Origin of the sequence: Psychrobacter piscatorii (assembly GCF_904846415.1) — a bacterium.
Taxonomy (GTDB): domain Bacteria; phylum Pseudomonadota; class Gammaproteobacteria; order Pseudomonadales; family Moraxellaceae; genus Psychrobacter; species Psychrobacter piscatorii.
In genome coordinates this window covers 16,129-41,421 of record NZ_CAJHAR010000012.1, presented here as the reverse complement: position 1 = coordinate 41,421, position 25,293 = coordinate 16,129, and the positions used below count along the sequence as shown (strand labels likewise).

Genomic DNA, 25,293 nt, shown 5'->3' with positions numbered 1-25,293 from the left:
TTTTTGATATTGAATGTGTGATCTATATTGGTTGCCATTTAACCTAAATATTAGCCATATACTGTTATATCGAGCGTACAACGCTACGATAAAACGCATTTAAGGGGGCAATATCGGAAGCCGTAGTAGGTGCAAAAGTGGGGTTGTCGATGCTGGCGCGTAGTGATGCAATCGCGCTGATCATTATTGGTGAAAGCTGATGTATATAACTTTCATTTTGCGTACGCTTGATATCAATCAAGGTTAATATCTCAGTTTGCACTTTCTGATCGACTAGCTCAAGCATCTGCATCATTATTACTGGTGGCGGCGTATGCATTGTTAATATCCACTTTGCCGCAAGTAATGCGCGCAGTAAGTAAAACACTTTTTTGAGGCGCACAGGTGCATTAAGGTCGAGACCATGACTGGCATTTTTTGCCATACCGAGGTAATGGTGAAACACGGTGATAGGCTGAAAATAGTCTATGCTCAATGCTTGCAAGTGTGCCATTAGATCGGTCTTCTGCTCATAAACAATAGGTGAGTGCAGCCATTCAAATACCACTGCATTGGATTTATAGAGTAGCTGTAGAGCTTTTTTGATGTCCCAGCCACCAATATCAAATGGTACTGAGAGCAGATCGTTTTGGATAAATTCAAACGTGTCTTTATCCTCAAACAAACTCAAGTACCAGTCAGACGGTTGGCAATACAGCAGACGGACATCATAGTCGCTATCAGGTGAGGCGAAGCCCCATGCACGGCTGCCACTTTCAATAGCGTGCAGATAAGTAATATGCCGCGTCTGACAAACCTGCTGTATGGCTTGAATAATGTGATCGGTATCGTTGTTTTGCATAGAAGATATCATCGGCGGTTGTTTGTTAATGAGTATACAACAGGATAAAGGAGATGTGCGGTAATGATGAAATAGCAATCTTGATATATTAGGGTGGGATGGTAGATTGTTATTGCTATGGACGAATTTCCAACACACCCTAGCTCAAAAATTACTCAAGCCTTCTCAGTCAATAACTTAATCCCTAGCCCAATAAACACCATACCGCTGACTCTATTTAACATTGTTTCAATAGAGGGATTTTCCCGCAAGTGTGTACTAAACCGCGCAGCCAATAGCGCCAAACATAAGCACCATATAAAGCCAGTGGTAGCGAAAGTCAGTCCCAATATCAAAAATGACAGCATGCCATAAGCATAAGTAGCGTCGATAAACTGCGGAAAGAACGCCAAGAAGAATAAGGCGACCTTTGGATTAAATAGATTGGTCAACACGCCTTGCTGATAGATTTTCCAGCCGTCTACGGCCTTTTGGTTAGTCACATTCTGAGCTTTAGACAAATGGTTCGCTATTGAGTTCGACTTTTTGCTCGTCAGCATCTTAAAGCCTAAATAACATAAGTAAGCCGCACCAATATATTTTACGAGCATAAAAGCCGTAGGGGAGTTGGCAAGCAGTACTGACAGTCCTAGCGCCGCGAATAATGTGTGTACCAAAGCACCTGTGGTAATGCCTAACACAGAATAAACCCCTGCGGCTTGTCCTTGCGAGACACTGCGGGTGATGATATACATGCTATCGGTGCCGGGCGTGAGGTTTAATAAAATAGCGGCTAAGACAAACCCTAGGTAGTTTTCAATGCCGAACATAGCTAATCCCTTACTTTAATAGCACCAAAAATTCATACGTCGTAGAGCATTTTTATATTGTATAAAATGCTGATGAGATAGATAGTAGCGAGCATTAGATAGGTTGGCAATAGCGCGGATAGCTATAAGGTGATGAGAGCAGCGTTAAGACATATTGGAGAAATGACAGATGTAAAAAAGCCCAGTCACCGTATGATGACTGGGCTTTTTTAGTGTTCGCTTATTAGTCTAATCTGATGCTAAGCAAAAGTGCTAATAAGTGACGCCGAATAGTGGCGTCCCCAGGGGGATTCGAACCCCCGTTACCGCCGTGAAAGGGCGGTGTCCTAGGCCTCTAGACGATGGGGACGCATAGAGTGTTATAACCAGTGGTTACAACGGTACTTCACAATATCAGATAGCTTAGTAAATAAGCATTGCCTAGGTGCTGATATCGTCCTACTAGCGAGTATTTATGATTACGTTTCAGTAATACTGAGCGTTGCTATAAATAAGTATGGTGGAGCTAAACGGAGTCGAACCGTTGACCCCTTGCATGCCATGCAAGTGCTCTACCAACTGAGCTATAGCCCCTCGCTAAGAGTGTGCGTATTTTATGTAAGAGCGGCAGTCTTGTCAACAACTATTTTAAAAATAATTTATAAATATGCAAAAAAAAGCGTTTTAGCCTATTTTAAAGGTCCAACAAGCCCAAATTAGCGTGGATTTTGTTTAAGCGCGATCTCTTTAATCGCTTTATCGGTATAAAACTCTGCTTCGCTACCATCAGAAAAAATAATCGCGCAGCATTCCGTTGGCACATATTGACCACCTTTTTCTCGGATCGTTCTGATACCTTTGACGCCAATGATGTCATATTTGCCTAATTTATCTAGATTATGTTTGGTGTAACGGCAGTAAGTGCTATATATCCATTTTAAATCTTCAAAATCCTGACCTGTAGTTAGGGTAAGGTTTGCCTCGAAAAGCTCTTTTATGATGGTATCATAGTATTTCTGCGCTTCTTTTAGGGTATTAAAGACATAGTCTTTACTTTCTATGGTGACGGTTTTGGCAGCCATGTTTAGTTCCAAATAAGATGTTTGATAGTCTGAGAGTAGTGTCACTTAGTAATAATGAAAAAAAGGGTCAGAAATAATCTAACCCTTTTTTTATATCATAAGTTTTTAACGACTTTATTCAGCAGCCAAAAAGTCTGGCAACTCTGCCGCTTGTTTCTCAAGTTTTTTCAATTTCTTTTTACCGAGGCCTCCCAGCACATCAACCGCATGACGTAAGCGAGTCAGCGTCATATCAGCACCGATTATCGCCATAGAGTTCATGACGGGCGTTGATGAGGTACTACCAGCGATCGCGATAAAGAACGGCGCCATAAAGTCGCGCATCTTAATATCAAGGTGAGCAGCAAGGCCTTTTAGCGTGGCGTAAATGTTTTCTTCTGACCAAGTTGGCAAGACTTCTAATTGCCAAAGCGCTAATTGCAGCATCTCGATAATTTGCTCAGGCGTGAGTGATTTATGAGTGAAGCTCTCAGCATTGATGTCAGGTAGGTTTTGGAAATAGAAACCACCCCAATTAACCGCATCAGACAATAGCTCGATACGTGGTTGAATTGCGGCTGCGATAGCGGTTAGCTTGTCACTGTTGCTGGCCCACTCAAGGATTTTATTCTTTAGCTCTTCAGGGCTAAGCGCACGTAGCCATTCTGCATTGAGCCAGTTTAGCTTTTCGATATCGAAGATAGGGCCACCAAGCGACACACGCTGAATATCAAAGCTGGCAATCATTTCTTCTAGCGTAAACTGCTCAGCATCATTAGGCATTGAGTAACCCATACGACCGAGATAGTTGAGCAACGCTTCAGGCAGCACGCCTGCATCACGATAGTAAGTGATAGAGGTTGGGTTTTTACGCTTAGACAGTTTTGATTTGTCAGGGTTACGTAGGAGCGGCATATGGCAAAGCGTTGGCATTTCCCAACCAAAATAATCATACAGCAGTTGATGCTTGGGCGCAGAGTTCAGCCACTCTTCACCGCGCATGACGTGGGTGATTTCCATCAAGTGGTCATCGACGACGTTGGCGAGGTGATAGGTTGGCATACCATCGGTTTTTAGCAGTACTTGCATGTCGACTTGGGTCCAAGGGAACTCAACCGTACCGCGCAGCATGTCTTGTACCTGACAAGTGCCTTCGGTCGGCACTCGCATACGAATCACGTGTGGTTTGCCCTCGCTTACTAATTGCGCGGTTTTTTCTGGAGCAATATGTGCGCAGCGACCGTCATAACGCGGCGTCTCGCCATTGGCCATTTGCTCAGCACGCATAGCATCTAATTCTTCAGGGGTACAAAAACAGCGAAACGCATGGTCTTTTTCTATGAGTATCTCAGCGTGTTTTTTATAGATATCACTACGCTCGCTCTGACGATAAGGGGCATGTGGGCCGCCAATGTCTGGACCCTCGCTCCAATCTAGACCAACCCAGTGCAAGGCATCTAAAATCATTTGCTCTGATTGCTCAGTCGAGCGCGTCTGGTCGGTATCTTCAATACGTAAGATAAATTCGCCGCCGTGCGCTTTGGCGAAAGCCAAGTTAAACAGGGCGATATAAGCAGTACCTACGTGCGGGAAGCCAGTTGGTGATGGGGCGATACGCGTGCGTACAGGGCGCTTGCTGTCAGTAGAGGTGTGCATGATAAAAGTCTCAAAGTTTACTATCAATATAAGCTATTAGTATAAATAGCGATGAAAGATATGAAGTCGATGTGAAGAAATAGCGTAAAATATAGCGCTAGTATAACAGAGACATGTGATATTTTTAATGAAAAGCCCTTCTAGTGCTTGACTAGCCGTGTATCCTTGCGATAATAATGCTAAGCAAGTCATAACTTGTTTATTTTCATCCAATTACTGGCCAGTATGGTCGTCATCTATTGAGTTGTTTGTGTCCCTATCTAAATCTAAGTCAAATGCTAACGCTAACCATTCTTCAGTCGCGGCTGCTCCTAAGCCTGCGATCAGCCCCTCTTCGATAGAAAATGATGCAGCTCAAAACCTGCAATCGTCGATAGAAGATTCTGCCACGTCTAATGAGCTGGATTTTGTCCACGATGCGGTGCTACTGCAAGAGACTGTCGCTGCAGTACTTGGCGTAAAATCCTTGCCCAAGCAAACAGGCAGTGCTACTCAAAGCAATAACGACCAAAATGGCTTAAATATAAGTGGTATCTACGTTGATGCGACCTTTGGTCGTGGCGGTCATAGCAGGTTACTATTAAGTCAACTTGCCGATGACGCCACACTGATTGTCTTTGATAAAGATCCGACGGCCATTAGCGTGGCGCAGGAATTGGCAAGTAAAGACAGCCGTGTACGCGTGGTGCATGACAGCTTTGCAACGTTGACTGATAGTCTGGCTGCTATGGGTATTACGCAAGTGGATGGCTTGATGGCGGATTTGGGCATTTCATCACCGCAAATTGATGATGGTAGCCGCGGCTTTAGTTTTATGCGTGATGGGGCAGTGGACATGCGCATGGATACCAGCCGTGGCAAGTCAGTTGCCGAATGGCTTGAGCAGGTTGACGATGAGACATTGGCCAATGTGCTCTATGAGTTTGGCGAAGAGCGTCATAGTCGCCGTATTGCGCGCGCTATCAAGCAAATGGAAAGCTACGACTCTACGCTTGAGCTGGCAGAGGTAATCAAAGAGGCGCATCCCAATTGGCAGCGCGGCAAGCACCCAGCCACGCAAAGCTTTCAGGCCATGCGTATTTTTATTAACAATGAGCTAGGCGATGTCGACGACTTTTTAGCGCAAAGTATTCCTATCTTAAAGTCAGACGGGCAGCTAGCGGTCATTAGTTTTCACTCACTAGAAGATCGCCGTATCAAGCAGTTTTTGCAGCGTCATAGCAAAGGGCAGTATCCAGAAGATGAAAACTTGCCGATGCCGCCCAATCGTCCACGTTACTTTAGCAAACCTAAACGCGTTGGCCCCAGCAAAGCTGAAACGAGCCAAAACCCACGCGCGCGCAGTGCATGGTTGCGTATGGCAACTCGTACCGACACAGAGTATCAGCAGACGGCCGCGCCATAAATCATGGATGAAAACACTGAGTAAATCGCATATGATTGCTATTGTTTGTCTGAATGATGCATAAATGTCTTAATCGCTACGCCACTGTTAAAAAGCTGTAAATATTGTCTGTTAGGCTCAGCAAATAATTTTCCGTCATTTATCAGTTGAGAGTGGCTGAGATATCAAGCAACTCAGTCGTTTTTCACTCTAAAATAACATGGTTGTTTATTCGACCTATTCGACTTTGCAAGATAGCAGGTTTAGTAAGGCAGCAGGTTTTGATATGACATATCGCTATAGCGGTAGGCTGTTGCCGCTATAAGACGGTTATCTTTGGTTTTATTTTTATCAATGGTATGGCTGAGCAATGATGCATTCATTGCTTGCAGACCATTATCTACTTTATCGTTTACGTTCACTTTTTGAGATCGTCATGGCAATATCTGACAAACCTGCAAACCGCCGCGCCGCCGCGCCCTATAACACCGATATCGGCGAGCTATTCGTGCGTCGGTTCAATGTGGTGAGCATTTATGTGGTCGTATTACTGCTCTTGGCAGCCGCAATCGTATGGAGCGGCATCAAGACTGCCGAAGCCGTTCAGCAATATCATCAGGATTATAAAACCTTGCAAGACATGAAAAAACAAGAGCGTAAGCTACAAATAGAACATCAGCGTCTATTGATTGAACAGCAAACCTTTAGCGCCACACCGCAAATCGCCAGTCGTGCAGTGGCGGAATTGGGTATGTACTCACCGACATTGAAGGATAAGCTGATTATTCAGCCTGGTGTCGCCACTGCCTTAGCACCAGTGGTCTCTGATGATGACGACGATGAGTTAGATTTAGATGTGGTCGGACCACGAGCCTCTACCGATATCTCCCCTGAAGAACCGGTAGCGGAGGCAGGACAATGAGTGACAAAAAACCTAAATCCACACCAGCAAAAAACACCAGCAAAAAACCAGCCAGTGGCAAGGTGACCAAACCATTACGCCGTGCGAGCACTGCCAAATCTGGACAAATGGGTGATAAAGCGGCAGGCAGTCGTAAAGCCAAATTATTTGATCGTATCAAAAAGAGTGACACGAAAGGGACGCATACCAGTGCCAGAAACCCAAAGAGTAAAAGAGGGTTTTTAGGTAAAGCCTCTGGCGCGTCCTCTCGTGGCGGCTTTGAGCAGGATAAAAACCGTTTCCGTACCGTTTGGGGTTTGGCGCTGGTTATATTGGTGCTATTGATTGGCCGTGCCTACTATATTCAGGTAGCCAACGCGCAGTTCTATCAAGACAAAGGCAATGAGCTCATTACTAGTGAGCGCACGCAAAAATCCTATCGAGGTATGATCACCGACCGTAATGATTTACCACTTGCGGTGAGCGCACCGCTGGCGACTGTGTCATTTAGCCCGCATGATTATGCGAGTGAATACTACGAGCTCAAACGTATTATCTTGACCAATCCTAGCAGTCCACAATTGCAGGCGCGTATGCAAAAGCGTCTAGACAATATGGATCTGACGACACTGGCTGCGGCTGCCAATATCTCTGTCGATGAGCTAAAAAAAGCCACGGCAATCGATGACAGTATTGATGTGACCGATGAAGCAGCAGTCAAAGCGGCGCTGCCATCTGGTGCAGGCTCGCATTATTTACCCCTTCTCAATAAGGTCACACCTGAGATTGCACAAAGTGTTAGCTCGCTTGATTTCCCTGGTGTCCATGAGAAAAACTTCTTTCAGCGTTATTATCCGCAGCCGCAATCTAATGCGCAGCTGTTAGGATTTATGGGACAAAACGCCAACGACCCTGAGGGTGGTTACGAAGGACGTGCTGGTATTGAGCGCCAGTATGAAAAAGATTTAGCAGGTGATGATGGTAAGGTGCTTGTTTTAAAAGATGCCAAACAAAACAGCTTAAAAGAGATCAAGCAACTTGAGCCTGAGATACCAGGCAAAGATGTGGCGCTGACGATTGATTCGCGGTTGCAATATTTGCTCTATAAAGAGCTAGAAAAAGCAGGGCGTCTGCAAAAAGCGCGCTGGTCGACGGGTATGATCGTCGATGTACAGACTGGTGAAGTGCTGGCGCTATCCACATGGCCATCATTCAACTCAAACAATCTCAATGAGATGACTGGTGAGAACCAGCGTAACCGTGCGCTATTGGATGTGTTTGAACCAGGTTCGGTGATGAAGCCCTTTACCGTTGCCGCCGCTCTAGACTCAGGCAAATATACGCCGACTACTTTAATTGATACCAACCCAGGTTCAATTCGCGTGCGTGGCTATACCATCCGCGATCATAATAACTTGGGCATGATCAATATGGCAACGCTACTACAGAAGTCTAGTAACGTGGCTTCGACTAAGATTGCGTTGTCGCTACCGCCTGATGCCATTACTAATATGCAACGACAGTTTGGCTTTGGTTCAAAAACACCTTTACAGTTCCCAGGTGAGGGCAGTGGTCTCATTGTGACGCCAAAAGAGAAAGAAACCTCACGCCGTGCGACAGTCAGTTATGGTTATGGTTTACAAGTGACACTAGCGCAAGTAGCGCAGGCTTATTCAGCCCTCGCAGCAGGCGGAGTGATGCACCCATTGACTTTGATTAAGAACGACAAGCCGCAACCAAGCAAACGCATTATGGCGCGCGAGCAGGCGATGTCTATTGTACAGATGCTTGAAAGTGTGACCGAGGCAGGTGGAACAGCTAAAGCCGCCGCCATTGACGGATACCGTGTGGCAGGCAAGACTGGTACCTCGCGCCGTATCAATCCAGAAGGTGGTTATTATACTGATCAGTATCGTAACGTCTTTGCTGGTATGGCACCAGCGTCTAATCCAAAGCTTGTGGGCGTCATGCTTATTGAAGATCCGCGCGGTCAGATTTATGCGGGTCTAACGGTCGCACCTGTGTTCCACAACGTGATGAAAGAGGCGTTACGATTATACAATGTGCCTTTAGATAAGCCGCTCAAAACAGAACCACAGTAGGCGTTCAATGATTTTAAGTAGTCAGCTCTTTAGGGGCTGATTTGTATTAACTGTTTAGGATTTGCCCATGACCATGCCTACCTTATCGTCAAATAGCGCCACTGTTACGACGGCCACTCTACAGCAGCTTATCGATACTAGCGATAAGCTGCTGGCGCAACAGCTAACCGCGATGATCGCAACATCGGTTCAACAGGCACCGAGTCAGTCAGGGGCGGATCAGATTCAATCTGTTGCTCATATTCCTTTTCAGCAGTTCCAACTAGACAGCCGTCAACTATCAAATAATGACGTATTCATCCTTTTAAAAAGCCATACGCCAAACTTTCAAAAAAGTCATGACTATCTGCTACAAGCCGCTGAGAAGGCCGCTTTTGTCCTCTCAGAGATGGATCCTGTTGCCTTGATTAGCGAAGCAAATACTCCGCTGAAGATGAATGGTGAGTTTAACGCACAGCAGCAATTAGCAGCGTTGCCGTGCTCAATCTTATATGTCCCTAACATTCGTGATTTCTTAGGCAGCTTAATCCAAGCATATCTGCAATATCAGCAGCCAGTGACCCTGCCAAAGGTAGTCGCTGTCACGGGCACCAATGGTAAAACCACCATCAGTCAATTGGTGGCGCAGCTGACCCAATTAACAGGCATGAGCAGTGCTGTGATGGGTACGGCAGGTAATGGTCGCCTTGGCGCTTTGGTGCAAGCCAGCCATACCACTGGAGACGCCTTGGCTGTACAGCAGTTTTTGTATCAAATGGGCACCGAGAATGCTGAAATATTGGCGTTAGAGGCCAGCTCTCATGGTTTGGATCAGCAGCGTTTACAAGGCGTGCCAGTTAGCATTGCGATTTATACCAATCTGAGTCGTGACCACTTAGACTATCATGCTGATATGGAAGAATACGCGTCTGCCAAAGCCAAGCTATTTGATAAAGCTCACTTCCCAGATTTGACCCATGCCATCATCAACGCCGATGATGAGCATGCTCAGATTATGTTGGATACAGCCACTGCTAGCAACTTGACGGTATGGACGTATAGTCTAGAGCCTGCAACATCTGCTACTTTTGTCGCTGCTGATATCGAGCCAAGTCTACAGGGTGTAAAGATAAGTCTGCGTACTGACTTTAATGATAAAACAGTTGGTGATGAGAAAACGGATATTATCGAGATTGTCAGTCCATTACTCGGCCGCTTTAATGTTGCTAATTTGCTTGCCGCTATCGCAGCAGCAGTAGCGACTGGTATTGTTACTAGTACTGAGTCTGCTACTGAGTCAAATGTGGATATTGGGCGCATTGCGACTGCGGTCACGCAGCTACAAGGTGCGGTTGGGCGTATGCAACGTGTGCCATCGAATGATGGCTGTTTTATTGTTGATTATGCGCATACGCCAGATGCCTTAAGTCAAGTGCTGGCGAGCCTGAAAACTCACTGTAAAGGTAAGCTATGGGCAGTGTTTGGTTGCGGCGGCGATCGTGATGCAGGTAAGCGTCCATTGATGGCACAAGCGGGCCTCACAGGTGCTGATCAAGTTGTCTTGACCGCTGACAATCCACGTACCGAAGACCCTAATGTCATCTTACAGGATATGCAGGCTGGGATGAGTGCTGAGCAATATCAACGTACGCATATAGAACCTGCTCGCCAAAAGGCCATTGAGTATGCCGTCAGTCAGGCAGGTCCAGACGATATTGTCGTCATCGCTGGTAAAGGCCATGAGACCTATCAAGAGATTAACAACGTCCGTTATGATTTTGATGACAGTGTTATTTTGCAGCAGGCATTAGCGCAAGCGGGCCGTATATAGTCGATTGACTATCGATACGCTTATTATCAAAAAATTAATCATTAAATATAAAAATGAAGTAGTCATTATATAAGGTAACCATTATGACAGCCGACCACGATAACACCATCCAGTCGCAAGGGCTTTATGTCTGGCAAATGGATAATATGCTCGCAGCGACAGCATCGCTCGATAGTCACTGGCAGTTGCCACAAGACTATGCAGATGCAGAGCAAGCATCATTAGCCAGTAAGCGTATTGCGACCGACACTCGTACGATAAAGCCTGGTGATATCTTTTTGGCGTTAAGTGGTCAGAATTTTGATGGTCATGACTATATCGACATGGCAGCATCAAAAGGTGCCATCGCAGCCATCGTGTCTCGTCCTATCTTATCTGAGTCAAATGCGATTCCGCAGCTGGTTGTCAGTGATACCCGTTTGGCGTTAGGTCAGCTGGCAAGCTATCGTCGTCAGCAGCATGAAGATCTGACTGTGATCGCGATTACTGGCTCTAGCGGTAAAACCACCTGTAAAGAAATGCTAGGCAGTATTTTTGGTCGATTGGCACCGACATTGATTACCCGTGGTAACCTCAATAATGATTTGGGTGTGCCAATGATGCTGCTTGAGTTATCAGACCATCATCGTTATGCCATTTTAGAGTTAGGTGCCAACCACATTGGTGAGATCGCCTATACGACTGAGATTGTGCGCCCTGATGTGGCCTGTATCCTAAATATTGGTACGGCTCATCTGGGTGAGTTCGGTAGCCGTGAAGGCATTTGCCAAACCAAAGCAGAGATTTATCACACCTTAACGGATGCGCAGTTTGCGATTGTTCCTGACAAGGATGATTTTACAAATCAGTTGCGCCGCATTGCTGAAAAGCACACGTCGCATGTGATTGGGTTTGGTAATACCGATGTCAGCGCGAGCCATTTAGATGTAGAGCCAGAGCGTAGTGAGTTTAAGCTACATATCGGTAATCAGATTCATGATATCAACTTGCCATTAGCAGGCGAACACAATGTCAATAATGCTTTGGCTGCTGCAGCCTGTGCGCATGCGTTAAATATCGACGTCAGTGACATTGTGATCGGCCTTGAAAACGCGCGTCCAGCTAAAGGTCGTCTGAACAGTCAGATACTGGGTAAGCACCGCCTAATTGATGATACGTACAATGCCAACCCACACTCGGTACGCGCCGCTGCCAAAGTATTGGCTGCACAAACGGGTACGCAAGTGATGGTATTGGGTGATATCGGCGAGCTAGGAGAGGCGGCAGTTAGTGAGCATCAAAGCCTCGGCCGTACTATCGCGACCACAGGTATCGATGTGCTACTCTGTGTTGGCGAATACGCCAAGGCCACCGTTGCTGGTGCGAAAGAGATTGCTGATATCAATGCTCATGCATTCGCAGACAAAGACAGTTTATTACAGTATTTACAGCCGTATTTGCAAGCGCAACAAGCTAAGCCTTGTACTGTGTTGTTCAAAGGCTCGCGTTCCATGACAATGGAAACACTTATTCATGCGCTAGTAGAGGAGTAGGCGGTGTTAGTTTGGTTGTTTGGCTGGCTTGGCCAGTATTATACGCCGTTTTCTGCGGTTTCTTCGTTGACGTTGCGAGCGCTGCTTGCGGTGGTCACTGCCCTCGCATTTAGCATGTTTTTTGGCGGGCGTGTCATTCAGCACCTGCGTTCACTCAAATACGGTCAGGCTATTCGCAATGATGGGCCTCAATCGCATTTGGTCAAGACCGGTACGCCAACCATGGGCGGGGTATTGATTCTCAGTGCTATTGGCGTATCGACTCTGCTATGGGCACGTTTGAACAATCCTTATGTTTGGATTTTACTCGTCGTTATGGTGATCTTTGGTGCCGTAGGTTGGGCGGATGATTGGCTCAAAATCAAGTACAAAGACCCCAAAGGCCTGATTGCGCGAAAGAAATATTTTTGGTTATCGATGGGCGCATTATTCGTCGGCGTCTCTCTATACTACATCGCCACACTACAGCCGGATATCAACACCACTCGCGAGATGCAGGACTTGTTGATACCGATCTTTAAAGATTGGATGATTCCATTTTCGGCAGTGCCTTTTGGTATTGGCTTTATTATCTTTACCTACTTTGTGATCAATGGTGCGTCCAATGCGGTCAACTTAACGGATGGCTTGGATGGCTTGGCGATATTACCAGTAGTGCTTGTCGCAGCAGGCTTGGGTGCGATGGCTTATGTATCGGGCGATGTGCGCTTTGCTGATTATTTGCATGTTCCGTACATTCCCTATAACTCTGAAGTTATTATCGTTTGTGGCGCCATGGTCGGGGCAGGTCTTGGGTTTTTGTGGTTCAACGCGCATCCCGCACAAGTATTCATGGGCGATGTGGGCGCGCTGGCACTGGGTGCGATGCTCGGTACGATTGCCGTGATGACACGACAAGAGATTGCCTTTGCGATTATGGGCGGTCTATTTGTTGCCGAAGCGCTATCAGTGATGTTGCAAGTTGGCTCTTATAAATTGCGCAAAAAACGCGTTTTCCGTATGGCTCCGCTACATCATCATTTCGAAGAAATTGGCTGGAAAGAAACGCAGGTGGTGACGCGGTTTTGGATTATCGCCATTATTTTGGTCATCCTTGGGCTAATGACTTTGAAGCTGCGTTAGAAAAACAAGCCTCAAATGTACCTAACTTTTCTGCTTAGAAGCCATCTCAATGAGTATTGAGGTGGCTTTTTATCGTTTAAGGCACACGAAATTTGTTAAAATGCGGGTCATATTGCTATGACTTCGAGATACCTGTGTCTTTATTTATTTGCCCACTTTGTCAGTCACCACTACAGCCAGCCGCAGATACGTGGCGCTGTGATGGTAGTTTGCACCCCAAGCAAACCTCGCATCCGTTTGATGTTGCTCGCCAAGGTTACGTCAACCTGTTGCCTGTACAGCAGAAGAAATCAAAAGCACCTGGCGACAGTCAAGAATCTATCAATGCCCGCAAGCGATTTTTGAACCATGGTCACTATGCGCCGTTACAAAATCTGATTGTCCAGAAGATGGCAGCGCTACTGTCAAAAAGTAATGCCACAGAGGCGCAGGATACTCAGTCTGTGAATTGGCTTGATATTGGCTGCGGCGAAGGCTACTACACGCAAGCAATGGCACAACTGGGCTCGGATATCATAGATACTCTTATAGCGGCAGATATCAGCAAGCCTGCATTGATGGAATTGGCTAAAGTGAGTAAAGCGGCAGGTCGTCTTTGGTATCAGCGCAAGAATACTAACGCTGCCAAGACGACGGTGATTTATCCATTAGTGACCAGCGCCGCGCATCTACCGTTACGCTCTCATAGTGTGACGGCTATTAGCAGTATTTTTAGTCCTATTTTGCCTGAAGCGTTCGCTGAGGTATTGGCTGATGATGGGTATTTAATCATTGCCAAACCAGATGCTGGACACTTAGCGACGATGCGTGATGCCTTATTCGATAATGTGCGTGAGCATGATTCTGATAAGTTTTTACACGAATTGGCACCATACTTTACGTTGACTGGGACTGACCATGTCAGTACAGAGATGACATTATCAGCGGATGATTTGGCTGATTTAATGACGATGACGCCTTATGCCTACCGCGCACGTAGTGAAAAAAGACAAGCGTTATTGGCAGCAGTAGAGAAAGCGTCATTTAAAACAGAGGCAAAATTCGTGGTTTATATTTTGCAAAAAAAAGCGTTAAGTTGAGCGCCTTTTAATATTTTTGTTACGGCATCTGCTGATCAGTATTCTTGTAATAGCCAACCGCTACCAAAGGCAAAATACTCTCGAAACCATGCGTTGTAGCGAATAGATAATGGTGTTGTACTGGCAAGTGTAATTGGTTGCGTATAACCTTGATGGCGAGCTATAGCAGCCGCTCGGATAGTATGAAAGTCACTGGTGACAATGGCGATGGGTGCCTCTTTATCAATACCATGCTGTTCAAGTATGACTTGACTGTAGGCCAGATTTTCTTCAGTACTGGTGCTTTTGCCTTCTTGATAAATACGATCTAGTGGAATGTCATGTGCTTGCTGCAAGTAAGTCGCCATGATGTCCGCCTCACTGCGCGTGCGCTCATAGCCCACACCGCCACTCGTAATAATGAGCGCCTGTGGTTGCTGCTCGATCAGTTGTGCTGCCGTATCTAAGCGACTAGCTAAGGTAGGGGTCGGCTTGCCATCGACCGTCCCAGAACCGAGTACAATAATAGCCGCCACAGGTGGCAAATCTTGCCTGCTCTGTGCAATCTGCTGCTGCAATGAATAAAAAAAGACTAAAAAGCTGACGAGCCATAATCCAAACATTAGCCACAATCCGTACCAAACACGCCGCAGTAAAGGATTGTTGGAAAGTATTTTCGCAATTAAGGGTGCACCTAGTCCATGGCCTACAAAAACCACGCCTATCAAAAAAGGCAGCACTGTACCAAAATTAATCTTATCAACAGCCATCAAAGTAACGCAGTCGATAATGAGTATCGCCCCAAGCACGGTTAATAAAACACGTAATAACCCAAACATAAATTTTTTATCCAGTCAGCGCTGATAGAAGAGTCGCGCTGTGTATAGTTGTCAGATGCTAATCACTATAAATTAGTTGTACGGTTGGCAAAATCATTATATAGAGGTTGGTGGGTTCAATCGATGCCAGCCAACACCAGCAAATAGTGTAATTCTTTAGATTTCTACCCTTTAGTGTGTGAATGTGCTTAGTAGTGGTAACAATCGCAACCTTTCTTCAAGTTTCATAAAGCTACTTAATACGTGAACCAGTTATCATTTCCTTTGTCGATAGAGCGATGCTTTATCGTGATACTTCATAAGGTATCTTTAATCATAATTTATTAATATGAATTAAATTAGGAAAAAACAATGAAAAAGATAATAGTAAGTTCGATTCTAGCGGCTACTGCCTGTTTGTCGATGGTTGGTCAAGCCAATGCTGCACCAAATTATTCACAACATCATGCGTCTCAAGTACAGCACCAAAAACATGGTAACAAGGCAGATAGTAAGCATAAAGTTGTCAAAAATAAGGCGAAGGATTCTCACTATAGATCAAAGGCGGCAGCTGCTAAATATAAGATTAAAGGTAAATATCAAGGTAAAAATACTCATGAACATCGTTCTTAAAACTAACCTTCGATAATCCAAAAATGACGCCTTAAATGGGCGTTATTTTTTAATAGTATATACAATAAAAAAAAGACCATTAATTGGTCTCTTTTTTTTGTTAAATTCTTATATCAAATTTTATTTCGGGTCATTTCACCATTAACTAGTCTCAAAATATTGAACGGATTTTCATCCTTCAATGCTTCTGGTAATAAGCTTTGGGGGTAGTTTTGATAACACACAGGACGTAGATAGCGATCGATTGCCAGCGTTCCGACCGAAGTGCCACGTGCATCAGACGTTGCAGGATAAGGCCCGCCGTGTACCATTGCCTCGCAAACTTCTACTCCTGTTGGATAACCGTTTAAGAGTAGGCGTCCAGCTTTCTCTTCTAATACAGGTACCACGTCTGCAAATTCAGCAAAATCGGCTTCATCAGCAATCAAAGCGGCTGTCAGTTGACCGTTCATGCTACTGAGTGCTTGAATCAGCTGTGCCTTATCTTGGACTTCAATGATTATGGTCGCAGGACCAAAAATTTCTTCTTGTAGCAACTGATTGCCTGCCAGCAGTAACTCCACATCTGCTTTGAACAGTTGCGGCTGCGCTTGATTCTCTTGTTGAGGCTGTCCGGCTAAATGCTGGAACCCTTCATGTGTCATCAAATCTTCCAGACCCAATGAGTAGCTTTCTAATGTGCCTGCGTTCAACATGGTTTGTGCAGGTTTGGCATCGATAATAGTTGTCAGATTTTCAATAAACTGACTGTATTCAGGTGATTTAATACCAATGATTAAACCAGGATTGGTACAAAACTGTCCACAGCCCATCACGACAGAATCTGCTAAGTCTTGAGCAATACTATCTCCACGATTTTTTAGGGCAGCGGGTAGCATGAGCATAGGATTGATACTACTCATTTCTGCAAATACTGGAATAGGATTGGGGCGAGCGGCTGCCATCGCACTCAATGCCTGCCCACCTTTTAGCGAGCCTGTAAAACCAACCGCTTGAATCAAGGGGTGTTTTACCAGCATTTCACCGACACCACTGCCATAAACCATACTGAAAACGCCTTTAGGCATATTGGTGCTTGCAACCGCTCTATCGATCGCTTGTGCTACTTGATCCGCCGTTACCATATGACCACTATGAGCTTTGACCACGACAGGACACCCTGCCGCTAACGCAGAAGAGGTATCACCGCCTGCGGTCGAAAAGGCTAAAGGAAAGTTACTTGCCCCAAACACAGCAATCGGACCGACCCCTATCTTTACTTGGCGCAAATCTACACGCGGCATAGGCTCACGTTCAGGCAGTGCCGTATCGATACGCACCCCTAAATAATCACCGCGGCGTAGCACTTTAGCGAATAAACGCATTTGACCACTGGTACGCCCTCGCTCTCCTTGTAAACGTGCAAGTGGTAGCGCTGTCTCTTGTGAAATATCGTCGAGAAAGTCTTGTCCCAGCGCATCTAGTTCATCGGCAATCGCTTCTAGAAATAACGCGCGCTGTTCAGGTGACGTATTACGATAGCTTTTGAAGGCCTCACTGGCGGCTTCGCAGGCCTGATTGACTTCTTCTTCAGTGGCTTGATGAAACTCATAAGCCAAGGCTTCGCCTGTGCTGGCATCAACGCTTTGTAAGACTTTGCTGCCAAGCGCACTGCGTTGACCTGCAATAAAATTATGTCCAATAACCATAATATTCTCCTTAGAGTGTTTTAACTGAACCAATGGGTAGTTCAGGTTGAGTATGTGTAATTTTATTTTTTAAAGAATGACCAAATTCTTTCATCTCAATCTCAAACTCATCACCGACTTGGGTTTGCATACCGTCTGCAAATGACAGCGTCGCCGTACCAAAATAATGAACATGTACATCACCTGGTTTTACGAATTGCTGATATTTAAAATGGTGGTATTCAAGATTGGTTAGGCTGTGACACATATTGTCTTCACCTGATAAAAATTCTTTTTCCCAAATCACGTCACCATCACGGCGTAGGCGACTGGCACCGACCAAATGCTTTGGCAGCTCACCTGTGCGTAACTCTGGCCCATAACTGCAAAAACGTAATTTAGAATGTGCAAGATATAAGTAGTTGCGACGTTCCATAATGTGATCAGAAAACTCATTACCCATGGCAAAGCCAATTCGATAGGGTTTTGAATCTGGACCAATCACATACAGACCTACAATTTCAGGTTCTTCGCCGCCATCCTCTGCAAAATTAGGCATCGGCAGGTCGGCACCAGGACGAACCACAATAGAGCCATCGCCTTTATAGAACCATTCAGGTTGGGCGCCCACCTCACCGTCAGTAGGTTTACCTTTTTCAATCCCTAACTGGAATATACGCATGGTGTCGGTTACTGATGCGGTATCAGCTGAATTCTGCTGGTGCATTTTGTCACGAGTAGACGCTGAGCCTAGATGGGTCAAACCCGTCCCTGAGACAAAACAATGTGCGGTATCTGGATGATCTAAAGGCGCAAGTACCTGTAAGTTGTCTAATAATTGTGCGTATTCATAGTTCTCAGCGGCAAAGCCTAATTGTTCGATTTGTTGCTCTAGGCTCAGTGTGTTTTCGATTGCCATTAATGCTAAGTCTCGAACCGTCGTCACCTGATTGATTGGCTTGACAGTATTGTTTTCGACAATGCCAACCGCGCGCTGCTGATCTTGGGTTTCAAATTGAATGATGTTCATAAGTAATGTCCTTAGTATGCTTGTTCGCTAACGGTTGTTTTTTCAGATTTCTTTTTTTCAAACTTGGCATAGACGAAATAAGTCAAAATCAAGCCAAATACCATTACCACAGAGAGAAAATACAAGCCTGCTGCCATATGGCCTGTGTATTCCTTTAATAAGCCAATGCCATAAGGTCCCAAATAACCGCCCAAGTTACCTACTGAGTTGATCAAGGCAATACCAGCTGCCGCACTACTGCCTGTTAAGAAGCGGCCTGGTAGTGTCCAAAAAACAGCCGTTGTCGAAAATAAGCAAAAAGCGACGGCAGATAGAGCAACCAATTGCAAGACAGGCGAGGTGAGCCAAGCACTTAAGAACATGGCAAAAGCACCTACCGCATAAAGAAAACCAAGATGCCCATAGCGATCATCCAAGCGATCTGTACTGCGTGGAATAATTAACAGACCGACGACCCCAAACAGATACGGAATACTTGATAAAAAACCAACTTGTAAATCACTGCCACCACCAAACTGCTTGATAATCGTGGGTAGCCATAGATTTAAACCATAAATACTCAAGGTGACAGGTAGGTAATACAGCGCAAGGAGTAACACACGTTTGTCTTTTAGCGCATGTAAAGGGTTGGCATGCCTTGTTTGCTTATATTCAGACTCATCTTTAACCAATTCATTTTGCAACCAACTTTTTTGCTCTGCAGTTAACCAGTTGGCTGTTTTAATATCATCTGGCAAATATAAGTACGTGGGTAGCGCCAAAAGAACAGCAGGTAAGCCGACAGCTATGAATAACCATTGCCAGCCATGCATGTTTGCCATGCCATCCATACCGAGTAAGGCACCGGATAATGGCCCTGCAATTACCATTGCAATAGGTTGTGACAGTACAAACATGCCCATAATTTTGCCGCGATGACGCACTGGAAACCATTGGGTAATCAAATATAGAACGCCAGGGAAAAAACCTGCCTCAGCAACACCGAGTAAGAACCTAAGCGCATAGAAGCTCTTAGGGCCTTGTATAAGCGCCATCGCCATGGTGATCAAACCCCATGTCAATAAAATGCGAGTGAACCACTTACGTGCTCCAAACTTGGCCAATAGCAAGTTACTGGGCACCTCAAACATGAAGTAACCAATAAAGAATAAGCCTGCGCCAAATCCATAAGCGGCGTCGCCGATACCAACATCAGCGCCCATATGTAGATGGGCAAAGCCGACTGCACCGCGATCAATATAAGCGACCACATAAAGCAAAATTAATGCAGGGATTAATCTGTAGGTCACTGTTCGTATAACGTTCTTTTCGAAATCCATATCCGACTCCACGTTCCATGTGGTAATTCTCAGGCATCATGCCAAAGAGAAATTATCTGTAATTAAGGGTGTTATCAGTCGATAACTGAAATAATGTATAAAAGCTTTAACTAAAATATAGTAATACTATTTAAATGTAAACCCTTTTAAAAAGATTGTTTTTAGTGTATTTTGATTAATATTATTTAAATAGTATTACTATATAAGGATATAGAGATGTCAAAAAAGAAGCCACTACGCTCGGCAGCTTGGTTTGGAACGGCGGATAAAAATGGATTTATGTACCGTAGCTGGATGAAAAATCAAGGTATTCCAGATCATGAGTTTGATGGTAGACCCATTATCGGTATTTGTAATACGTGGTCAGAATTGACCCCATGTAACGCCCATTTCCGCAAAATCGCTGAGCATGTAAAAAAAGGTATTTTAGAAGCGGGTGGATATCCTGTTGAATTTCCTGTTTTCTCTAATGGAGAATCTAACCTACGCCCGACGGCGATGCTGACGCGTAATTTAGCGAGTATGGATGTAGAAGAAGCGATTCGCGGTAACCCGATGGATGGGGTTGTGCTATTAACAGGCTGTGATAAAACCACACCTGCGTTACTGATGGGTGCGGCCAGTTGTGATGTTCCTGCCATTGTCGTCACTGGCGGGCCGATGCTAAATGGCAAACATAAAGGAAAAGATATTGGCGCGGGTACCATTGTCTGGCAAATGCATGAAGAGCTAAAGGCTGGCAAGATTGATCTCAATGAATTTTTATCTGCAGAATCAGGCATGTCACGCTCAGCGGGTACCTGTAATACGATGGGCACAGCTTCGACAATGGCCTGTATGGCTGAAGCTTTAGGGACCTCTTTACCACACAATGCCGCTATTCCAGCCGTGGACTCGCGCCGTTATGTTTTGGCGCATTTATCAGGTATGCGTATCGTTGACATGGTCAAAGAAGATTTGACATTATCTAAAATTTTAACCAAAGAAGCATTTGAGAATGCGATTAAAGTCAACGCCGCTATTGGTGGATCAACCAATGCGGTAATTCATTTAAAAGCCATTGCTGGGCGTATTGGTGTTGATTTAGAGCTAGAAGATTGGAATCGCATTGGTCGCGGTATGCCTACCATTGTGGATTTGCAGCCGTCAGGACGATTTTTGATGGAAGAGTTTTATTATAGCGGTGGTTTGCCTGCAGTACTGCGCCGTATGGGTGAGCACAATTTGCTGCCGCATCCGCAAGCACTGACTGCGAACGGACAAAGCATTTGGGAGAACTGTCAAAGCTCGCCTATCTATAATGATGAGGTCATTCGTCAAGTGGACAATCCACTGAGTAGAGATGGTGGAATGTGCATCTTACATGGCAATCTAGCACCAAAAGGGGCCGTGCTCAAACCATCTGCCGCCTCAGCGGAACTGATGAAACATCGTGGTCGTGCCGTGGTATTTGAAGACCTTGATGACTATAAAGCCCGTATTGTAGATCCAGATTTAGATGTCGATGAAACCTGTATTTTGGTACTCCAAAACGCAGGCCCTAAAGGGTACCCAGGTATGGCGGAAGTCGGCAATATGGGACTGCCGCCCAAGCTGCTGGAAAAAGGGATCACAGACATGCTACGAATCTCTGATGCGCGTATGAGTGGTACTGCGTATGGTAGCGTGGTACTACATGTAGCACCAGAAGCTCGCGCAGGCGGACCATTAGCTGCGGTACAAAACGGTGATTTTATTGAGCTTGATGCCTACGCAGGTAAGTTGCATTTAGATGTCAGCAATGAAGAACTACAGCAGCGCTTAGCGAATTTACCACCACCACCGACACCCAACTTTATTGGCGGCTATCGCGAACTCTATGTTAAGCATGTGCTACAAGCGGATGAAGGCTGTGATTTTGATTTTCTGGTCGGTTGTCGCGGTTCTGAGGTACCTCGTCATTCGCACTAATTTGCTCAAAAATTGGCACTAGTTTATGCAAAATAGAAGACCTTGTTTATTGATAAGGTCTTCTATAACATACTAGTGTCAAATATGAGTAACGATAATATATGAGCACTGCCGACTACAAAAACCCCGTTCCAAGCAAAAGCCAACATGCATTAATTGTTCAACAATTGGGTCTAAAAATCGTTTCTGGTCATTTTCCTGAAAACGAAAAACTACCCTCTTCAGATGAGCTGTGTGAGGAGTTTCAGGTCAGCCGTCCTGTCTCTCGTGAAGCCATACGGGTACTGAACTCTAAAGGTCTGACATACTCGCGTCCCAAAGTCGGTACGGTCGTGCGTCCCAAAGACGAATGGCATATGCTTGATCCAGATGTGCTATTTTGGTTGATTGAATCTACACCAGAGAATGATTTTTTCAAAACCTTATCGACCGTTCGACGTGTGTTAGAGCCTGAGATGGCGTATATTGCTGCTACCACTGCAACCGATGACGATATTTTACAGATCAAAACAGCGTATGAAGGCATGGAAAAGGCGACTAATGCAGAAGAATTTATGCAACCTGACATAGAATTCCATCTTGCCATTGCCAAGGCCACACATAATGACCTACTGGCTTATATGTCAAAAATGTTGGTATTACCGCTACAACAATCTATTAAGCTGACCAGCTTAAGACCTAACTTACAAACGCATTCACTGCCAAGGCACAAAGCAATCTTAACGGCCATCGAAAATAAAGATCCGCTATCAGCCAGACTGGCGTCTTTAGTGCAGTTGGATGATACCAACGTGGCCTATACCTTAATCAAAAAGTAATAAACGTTTGATCGATCTTTTGAACGATAAAATATCTACTCAATAGAGTTTGGTCATCTGTGCTAATTCTCGAATACTTACGCAGTGTCGTAATATAAAAAAATAGCGCCCATTGTAGGCGCTATTTTTTGTCTTAATGTATACAAGTAGCTAGGTCTCAATTCACAGCTAATATTAATAATTAGCCTTGATTTGTGTTTCCAAGAATTTAGTCGCTACATCGTTATACTGATTACAGTAAACTTCTGAAACACCAGGATCAGTGTTTTCTTTTTCTTGGATTCCTTCCTGACTATATGAAGCGCTGTATATCAAACCGTTGTATCTAATAGCGGCAATAATATCGCCATCTTCGTCAGTATATCTAACAGCTGGTAGCTCATTATTGAGTCCGACATATTCTTTGACAACATTAGTGACTGTATACCATTCTTGCTGGTTAGTAATCCACTCATCTATAGTCATGCTACCTTCATCCTCATCTTCAGAAAAAGTATAGAAAGTTTGATTGGGTGTTTCTAAAAATATATAGCATTGAGAGCCACTAGGAAAAGTGGCATTAAATCCATCAGGGAAATAATCTAAATCAGTATCTATACCAGTAGTAGCATTGCGTGGTTGCTTGCCTACGCCCGTAAGGTCAAGAGTAGCAATGTCATAAGTAGAGTTAAAAGTTGAATTATTTGACTGAACTTTTAGTGTAAAGGTATCGCTATCAACGAAGTTGATTTTATAAAACTTACTGTCAAAATTTTCAGGAACAGCAGCGAACGCGTTTTTGCCAGCGTAATATTCCAGCTCATCATCGTCGCTTCTACTATTTTGATAAGCAGTAGGTGAGCTTCCTACCACAGTAAAGATTGTTTGTATCAAGCCATTATTACTGAGTTTGTACGCGAGCTTGCCCCAGCCATCTTGATATTCATCATTTGACATATCGGTGAAAGGATCAAAAACTGTATAGTCCAATTCGTTATTAACGGTAGGGCCGACCTCGTTATCATCACCGCACCCTGTCAATATCATTGTACTTGCCAAGGCGATCCCTGCGTATAGCTTATTGATTTTCATATTGTTACCTATCGTTAGTTTCCCGTAAGAAAATAATCATAGATAAAGCTATGGTTAATTGCAAAACAAATTTTCGGTTTTAACAGTGTCGCTACAATAGAATTTACGTTTTGCTCACATGTGATATTCAAAAAACCAGTATCTTCATTAACCATAAGATTGCAGCGTTTTGAGCCTTATTCGAAATGGCAATGCACACTATATTTATAAAAAATGAGGCAATCGAAGTATCATTATTCGCTACAACTATTCACCATTTTAAAAAGTATCTAAAGCGCCTCAATGCTCACCCAAATCAATCAAGACAACATTAACGAAGCTGTCTTCAACTATCTGTGATAACTTCCGTGTTGATCAACAACAGTAACTCTATACCAAAATTAATCTTGGCAGCGATCGTCGAGGCAGCGCCGCCGATGAGGAATGCCAAGCCAATTACCGTTAATACAATGCAGAGTAGTTTGACCATGACCTCTCTTTTGATAAACTCTATATTTCGAAAAGTAGTAAACAATTTGGCCACGCTTTGACATAGTTACAAAATATTTTACCTTGTAAACACAACATAAGTTACTTTTTATCAGCATAAATTATTTAGACAGGACGCGGCGGACTGTGTCACTATCTTTCACGACATTATTTCAATAAATAACGATCTCGATAACATATCTGGAAAACCTGAAGGCCTTATTATGAAAAACATATCAACATTAAAAAAATCATTAGCAGTAGCATTGAGTGTCGCTACCCTTAGCGCGGCTGCTATTCCATTGAGCCAAGCTGCTACGTCAATGAATGAAACCGTCGCGGCATCACAGAGTAAAATCAGCTTAGAGCAAGCGATGATTCTCGCGAATAAGACGGTAGCAGGTAATATTATTAGTGCAGGCTTTGATCAAGAAGACCGTATGGAAGATAACCATTATGAGATTAAAATTATTGCCAATAACAACGAGCAAGAGGTCATCGTCAATGCCAATACAGGTAAAGTGATACAAGATGAGAGAGAGCGTTTAGATAAAGAAGATTTGGCTGAATATAACACCATGAAGCAAGCAAAAACTAGCCTGCCACAAGCCATAAAAAGTGCCAATACAACGCTAAATGGCACGGTGCTGGAAGCCGAATTTGATATGGATTATGGTAAACCTATTTATAAGGTTGAAATTGGTAAAGGCAATCAAATCTACGATGTTGTGGTCGATAGCATGACGGGTAAGGTTTTGAGTAGTCATGTGGTTTATGACGATTAATCATTGATAGACGATATCAATTTTTTGCTCCAAGCGACTTTTTAGTAGTTTGGGGCTTTTTTATGCAATATTTCTCATCATGAGCCAATATCATCGACACGGCTGAATCATTCAGAATTGAAATATTATCTATAGGTAAATAACAAGCATAAAAAAAACGCTAGACGCGTTATATATATAGAGTATTCAGGAATATTGGGGGCAAGGTGGGAAAGCTGATATTTGAGACGATTTTATAAGATTGGCGGTGAAGGAGGAATTCGAACTATATACGTAAGTATTTGATTTAATATAATTTTATATGAATATAATTGTTCCTAGACCAGCAATTAGACCAATAGCGACGCAGTATTGGAGGCAAGATAAATAATGGGATTTTTCTCGCAAATATTTGTAACTAAATATTTCTAACATCTCATCTAGTCTCAAATACATATTATCATTAAAAAATCAGTTTTAGCAGTATAGGCCCTTTTTAG

At 44.3% G+C, this 25,293-nt stretch carries 22 protein-coding genes and 2 tRNA genes; 11 read left to right on the top strand and 13 right to left on the bottom strand.

Translation table 11 applies throughout. The annotated features are described in order from the left end of the window. Window positions 1-64 precede the first annotated feature (64 nt). The 6 genes from JMX83_RS07280 to gltX form a co-directional block, all read right to left on the bottom strand. On the bottom strand, window positions 65-841 hold the full coding sequence (locus JMX83_RS07280) for a nucleotidyltransferase domain-containing protein (protein WP_201600116.1): 777 nt from the start codon (window positions 839-841) through the stop codon (window positions 65-67). Between the two features lie 155 nt (window positions 842-996). Further along, window positions 997-1,650, bottom strand: a complete 654-nt coding sequence (locus tag JMX83_RS07275; RefSeq protein ID WP_201600114.1) for a LysE family translocator — start codon at window positions 1,648-1,650, stop codon at window positions 997-999. 273 nt (window positions 1,651-1,923) lie between these two features. Then, window positions 1,924-1,999 (bottom strand) — tRNA-Glu (locus JMX83_RS07270). A gap of 148 nt (window positions 2,000-2,147) precedes the next feature. After that, window positions 2,148-2,223: transfer RNA gene (locus tag JMX83_RS07265), tRNA-Ala, on the bottom strand. Window positions 2,224-2,345: 122 nt separating this feature from the next. Further along, window positions 2,346-2,711 (bottom strand): hypothetical protein, encoded by a 366-nt coding sequence (locus JMX83_RS07260; protein WP_201600112.1) that lies wholly within the window; start codon window positions 2,709-2,711, stop codon window positions 2,346-2,348. Between the two features lie 114 nt (window positions 2,712-2,825). Then, a complete protein-coding gene (gltX, locus tag JMX83_RS07255; protein ID WP_201600109.1) occupies window positions 2,826-4,346 on the bottom strand; it encodes a glutamate--tRNA ligase in 1,521 nt (506 codons plus the stop codon). Between the two features lie 373 nt (window positions 4,347-4,719). On the opposite strand from gltX, the gene rsmH reads away from it, so the two are divergent. Beyond that, window positions 4,720-5,751, top strand: a complete 1,032-nt coding sequence (gene rsmH, locus JMX83_RS07250) for a 16S rRNA (cytosine(1402)-N(4))-methyltransferase RsmH (RefSeq protein ID WP_227675780.1) — start codon at window positions 4,720-4,722, stop codon at window positions 5,749-5,751. 242 nt (window positions 5,752-5,993) lie between these two features. Here the strand turns inward: rsmH and JMX83_RS07245 are convergent, their stop codons facing one another. Next, a complete protein-coding gene (locus tag JMX83_RS07245) occupies window positions 5,994-6,152 on the bottom strand; it encodes a hypothetical protein (protein ID WP_201600107.1) in 159 nt (52 codons plus the stop codon). Window positions 6,153-6,166: 14 nt separating this feature from the next. Here JMX83_RS07245 and ftsL point away from each other — a divergent pair, with 14 nt between their 5' ends. The 6 genes from ftsL (at window position 6,167) to JMX83_RS07215 (ending at window position 14,276) form a co-directional block, all read left to right on the top strand. Continuing rightward, window positions 6,167-6,652 carry a cell division protein FtsL gene (ftsL, locus tag JMX83_RS07240; RefSeq protein ID WP_201600106.1) on the top strand — a complete coding sequence of 162 codons (486 nt, stop codon included), beginning with the start codon at window positions 6,167-6,169 and terminating at the stop codon, window positions 6,650-6,652. Further along, window positions 6,649-8,733, top strand: coding sequence for a peptidoglycan D,D-transpeptidase FtsI family protein (locus tag JMX83_RS07235; RefSeq protein WP_201600105.1), 2,085 nt, complete (start codon window positions 6,649-6,651; stop codon window positions 8,731-8,733). The genes ftsL and JMX83_RS07235 overlap by 4 nt, the downstream gene beginning before the upstream one ends. A 67-nt stretch (window positions 8,734-8,800) precedes the next feature. Continuing rightward, entirely contained in the window at window positions 8,801-10,543 is a 1,743-nt protein-coding gene (locus tag JMX83_RS07230) for a UDP-N-acetylmuramoyl-L-alanyl-D-glutamate--2,6-diaminopimelate ligase (RefSeq protein WP_201600104.1), read from the top strand. Window positions 10,544-10,626: 83 nt separating this feature from the next. Next, window positions 10,627-12,075, top strand: a complete 1,449-nt coding sequence (locus JMX83_RS07225; RefSeq protein WP_201600100.1) for a UDP-N-acetylmuramoyl-tripeptide--D-alanyl-D-alanine ligase — start codon at window positions 10,627-10,629, stop codon at window positions 12,073-12,075. Between the two features lie 3 nt (window positions 12,076-12,078). Then, complete coding sequence (mraY, locus tag JMX83_RS07220) at window positions 12,079-13,197, top strand: phospho-N-acetylmuramoyl-pentapeptide-transferase (protein ID WP_075106486.1); 1,119 nt, start codon at window positions 12,079-12,081, stop codon at window positions 13,195-13,197. A 128-nt stretch (window positions 13,198-13,325) separates the two neighbouring features. Continuing rightward, complete coding sequence (locus JMX83_RS07215; RefSeq protein ID WP_201600190.1) at window positions 13,326-14,276, top strand: putative RNA methyltransferase; 951 nt, start codon at window positions 13,326-13,328, stop codon at window positions 14,274-14,276. 35 nt (window positions 14,277-14,311) lie between these two features. Here JMX83_RS07215 and JMX83_RS07210 read toward each other — a convergent pair whose 3' ends face one another. After that, window positions 14,312-15,094: a YdcF family protein gene (locus tag JMX83_RS07210; RefSeq protein ID WP_201600097.1), complete on the bottom strand. Its 783-nt coding sequence runs from the start codon at window positions 15,092-15,094 to the stop codon at window positions 14,312-14,314. Between the two features lie 351 nt (window positions 15,095-15,445). Here JMX83_RS07210 and JMX83_RS07205 point away from each other — a divergent pair, with 351 nt between their 5' ends. Then, entirely contained in the window at window positions 15,446-15,706 is a 261-nt protein-coding gene (locus JMX83_RS07205) for a hypothetical protein (RefSeq protein ID WP_201600095.1), read from the top strand. A gap of 113 nt (window positions 15,707-15,819) precedes the next feature. On the opposite strand, the gene JMX83_RS07200 is transcribed toward JMX83_RS07205, so the two are convergent. The 3 genes from JMX83_RS07200 to JMX83_RS07190 are packed head-to-tail and all read right to left on the bottom strand — an operon-like array spanning window position 15,820 to window position 19,722. After that, window positions 15,820-17,394, bottom strand: coding sequence for an aldehyde dehydrogenase (NADP(+)) (locus tag JMX83_RS07200; protein ID WP_201600093.1), 1,575 nt, complete (start codon window positions 17,392-17,394; stop codon window positions 15,820-15,822). Window positions 17,395-17,404: 10 nt separating this feature from the next. Continuing rightward, on the bottom strand, window positions 17,405-18,403 hold the full coding sequence (gene araD1, locus JMX83_RS07195; protein WP_201600091.1) for an AraD1 family protein: 999 nt from the start codon (window positions 18,401-18,403) through the stop codon (window positions 17,405-17,407). A gap of 11 nt (window positions 18,404-18,414) precedes the next feature. Then, window positions 18,415-19,722 (bottom strand): MFS transporter, encoded by a 1,308-nt coding sequence (locus tag JMX83_RS07190; protein WP_201600089.1) that lies wholly within the window; start codon window positions 19,720-19,722, stop codon window positions 18,415-18,417. A gap of 216 nt (window positions 19,723-19,938) precedes the next feature. Here JMX83_RS07190 and JMX83_RS07185 point away from each other — a divergent pair, with 216 nt between their 5' ends. After that, entirely contained in the window at window positions 19,939-21,672 is a 1,734-nt protein-coding gene (locus JMX83_RS07185; RefSeq protein ID WP_201600088.1) for an IlvD/Edd family dehydratase, read from the top strand. Between the two features lie 101 nt (window positions 21,673-21,773). After that, a complete protein-coding gene (locus JMX83_RS07180) occupies window positions 21,774-22,490 on the top strand; it encodes a FadR/GntR family transcriptional regulator (RefSeq protein WP_201600087.1) in 717 nt (238 codons plus the stop codon). Window positions 22,491-22,664: 174 nt separating this feature from the next. On the opposite strand, the gene JMX83_RS07175 is transcribed toward JMX83_RS07180, so the two are convergent. Both JMX83_RS07175 and JMX83_RS07170 read right to left on the bottom strand, forming a co-directional pair. Continuing rightward, entirely contained in the window at window positions 22,665-23,561 is an 897-nt protein-coding gene (locus JMX83_RS07175; protein WP_201600086.1) for a hypothetical protein, read from the bottom strand. A gap of 325 nt (window positions 23,562-23,886) precedes the next feature. Continuing rightward, window positions 23,887-24,030, bottom strand: coding sequence for a hypothetical protein (locus tag JMX83_RS07170; RefSeq protein ID WP_201600084.1), 144 nt, complete (start codon window positions 24,028-24,030; stop codon window positions 23,887-23,889). Window positions 24,031-24,253: 223 nt separating this feature from the next. On the opposite strand from JMX83_RS07170, the gene JMX83_RS07165 reads away from it, so the two are divergent. After that, window positions 24,254-24,814 carry a PepSY domain-containing protein gene (locus tag JMX83_RS07165; protein WP_201600082.1) on the top strand — a complete coding sequence of 187 codons (561 nt, stop codon included), beginning with the start codon at window positions 24,254-24,256 and terminating at the stop codon, window positions 24,812-24,814. Window positions 24,815-25,293: the final 479 nt, after the last annotated feature.

Bases quoted from the DNA above. Each gene is read 5' to 3' on its own strand.
- JMX83_RS07280 (WP_201600116.1), bottom strand. From the start codon at position 841: ATGCAAAACAACGATACCGATCACATTATTCAAGCCATACAGCAGGTT.
- JMX83_RS07275 (WP_201600114.1), bottom strand. From the start codon at position 1,650: ATGTTCGGCATTGAAAACTACCTAGGGTTTGTCTTAGCCGCTATTTTA.
- JMX83_RS07260 (WP_201600112.1), bottom strand. From the start codon at position 2,711: ATGGCTGCCAAAACCGTCACCATAGAAAGTAAAGACTATGTCTTTAAT.
- gltX (WP_201600109.1), bottom strand. From the start codon at position 4,346: ATGCACACCTCTACTGACAGCAAGCGCCCTGTACGCACGCGTATCGCC.
- ftsL (WP_201600106.1), top strand. From the start codon at position 6,167: ATGGCAATATCTGACAAACCTGCAAACCGCCGCGCCGCCGCGCCCTAT.
- JMX83_RS07235 (WP_201600105.1), top strand. From the start codon at position 6,649: ATGAGTGACAAAAAACCTAAATCCACACCAGCAAAAAACACCAGCAAA.
- JMX83_RS07230 (WP_201600104.1), top strand. From the start codon at position 8,801: ATGACCATGCCTACCTTATCGTCAAATAGCGCCACTGTTACGACGGCC.
- JMX83_RS07225 (WP_201600100.1), top strand. From the start codon at position 10,627: ATGACAGCCGACCACGATAACACCATCCAGTCGCAAGGGCTTTATGTC.
- JMX83_RS07210 (WP_201600097.1), bottom strand. From the start codon at position 15,094: ATGTTTGGGTTATTACGTGTTTTATTAACCGTGCTTGGGGCGATACTC.
- JMX83_RS07205 (WP_201600095.1), top strand. From the start codon at position 15,446: ATGAAAAAGATAATAGTAAGTTCGATTCTAGCGGCTACTGCCTGTTTG.
- JMX83_RS07200 (WP_201600093.1), bottom strand. From the start codon at position 17,394: ATGGTTATTGGACATAATTTTATTGCAGGTCAACGCAGTGCGCTTGGC.
- araD1 (WP_201600091.1), bottom strand. From the start codon at position 18,403: ATGAACATCATTCAATTTGAAACCCAAGATCAGCAGCGCGCGGTTGGC.
- JMX83_RS07190 (WP_201600089.1), bottom strand. From the start codon at position 19,722: ATGGATTTCGAAAAGAACGTTATACGAACAGTGACCTACAGATTAATC.
- JMX83_RS07185 (WP_201600088.1), top strand. From the start codon at position 19,939: ATGTCAAAAAAGAAGCCACTACGCTCGGCAGCTTGGTTTGGAACGGCG.
- JMX83_RS07180 (WP_201600087.1), top strand. From the start codon at position 21,774: ATGAGCACTGCCGACTACAAAAACCCCGTTCCAAGCAAAAGCCAACAT.
- JMX83_RS07175 (WP_201600086.1), bottom strand. From the start codon at position 23,561: ATGAAAATCAATAAGCTATACGCAGGGATCGCCTTGGCAAGTACAATG.
- JMX83_RS07170 (WP_201600084.1), bottom strand. From the start codon at position 24,030: ATGGTCAAACTACTCTGCATTGTATTAACGGTAATTGGCTTGGCATTC.
- JMX83_RS07165 (WP_201600082.1), top strand. From the start codon at position 24,254: ATGAAAAACATATCAACATTAAAAAAATCATTAGCAGTAGCATTGAGT.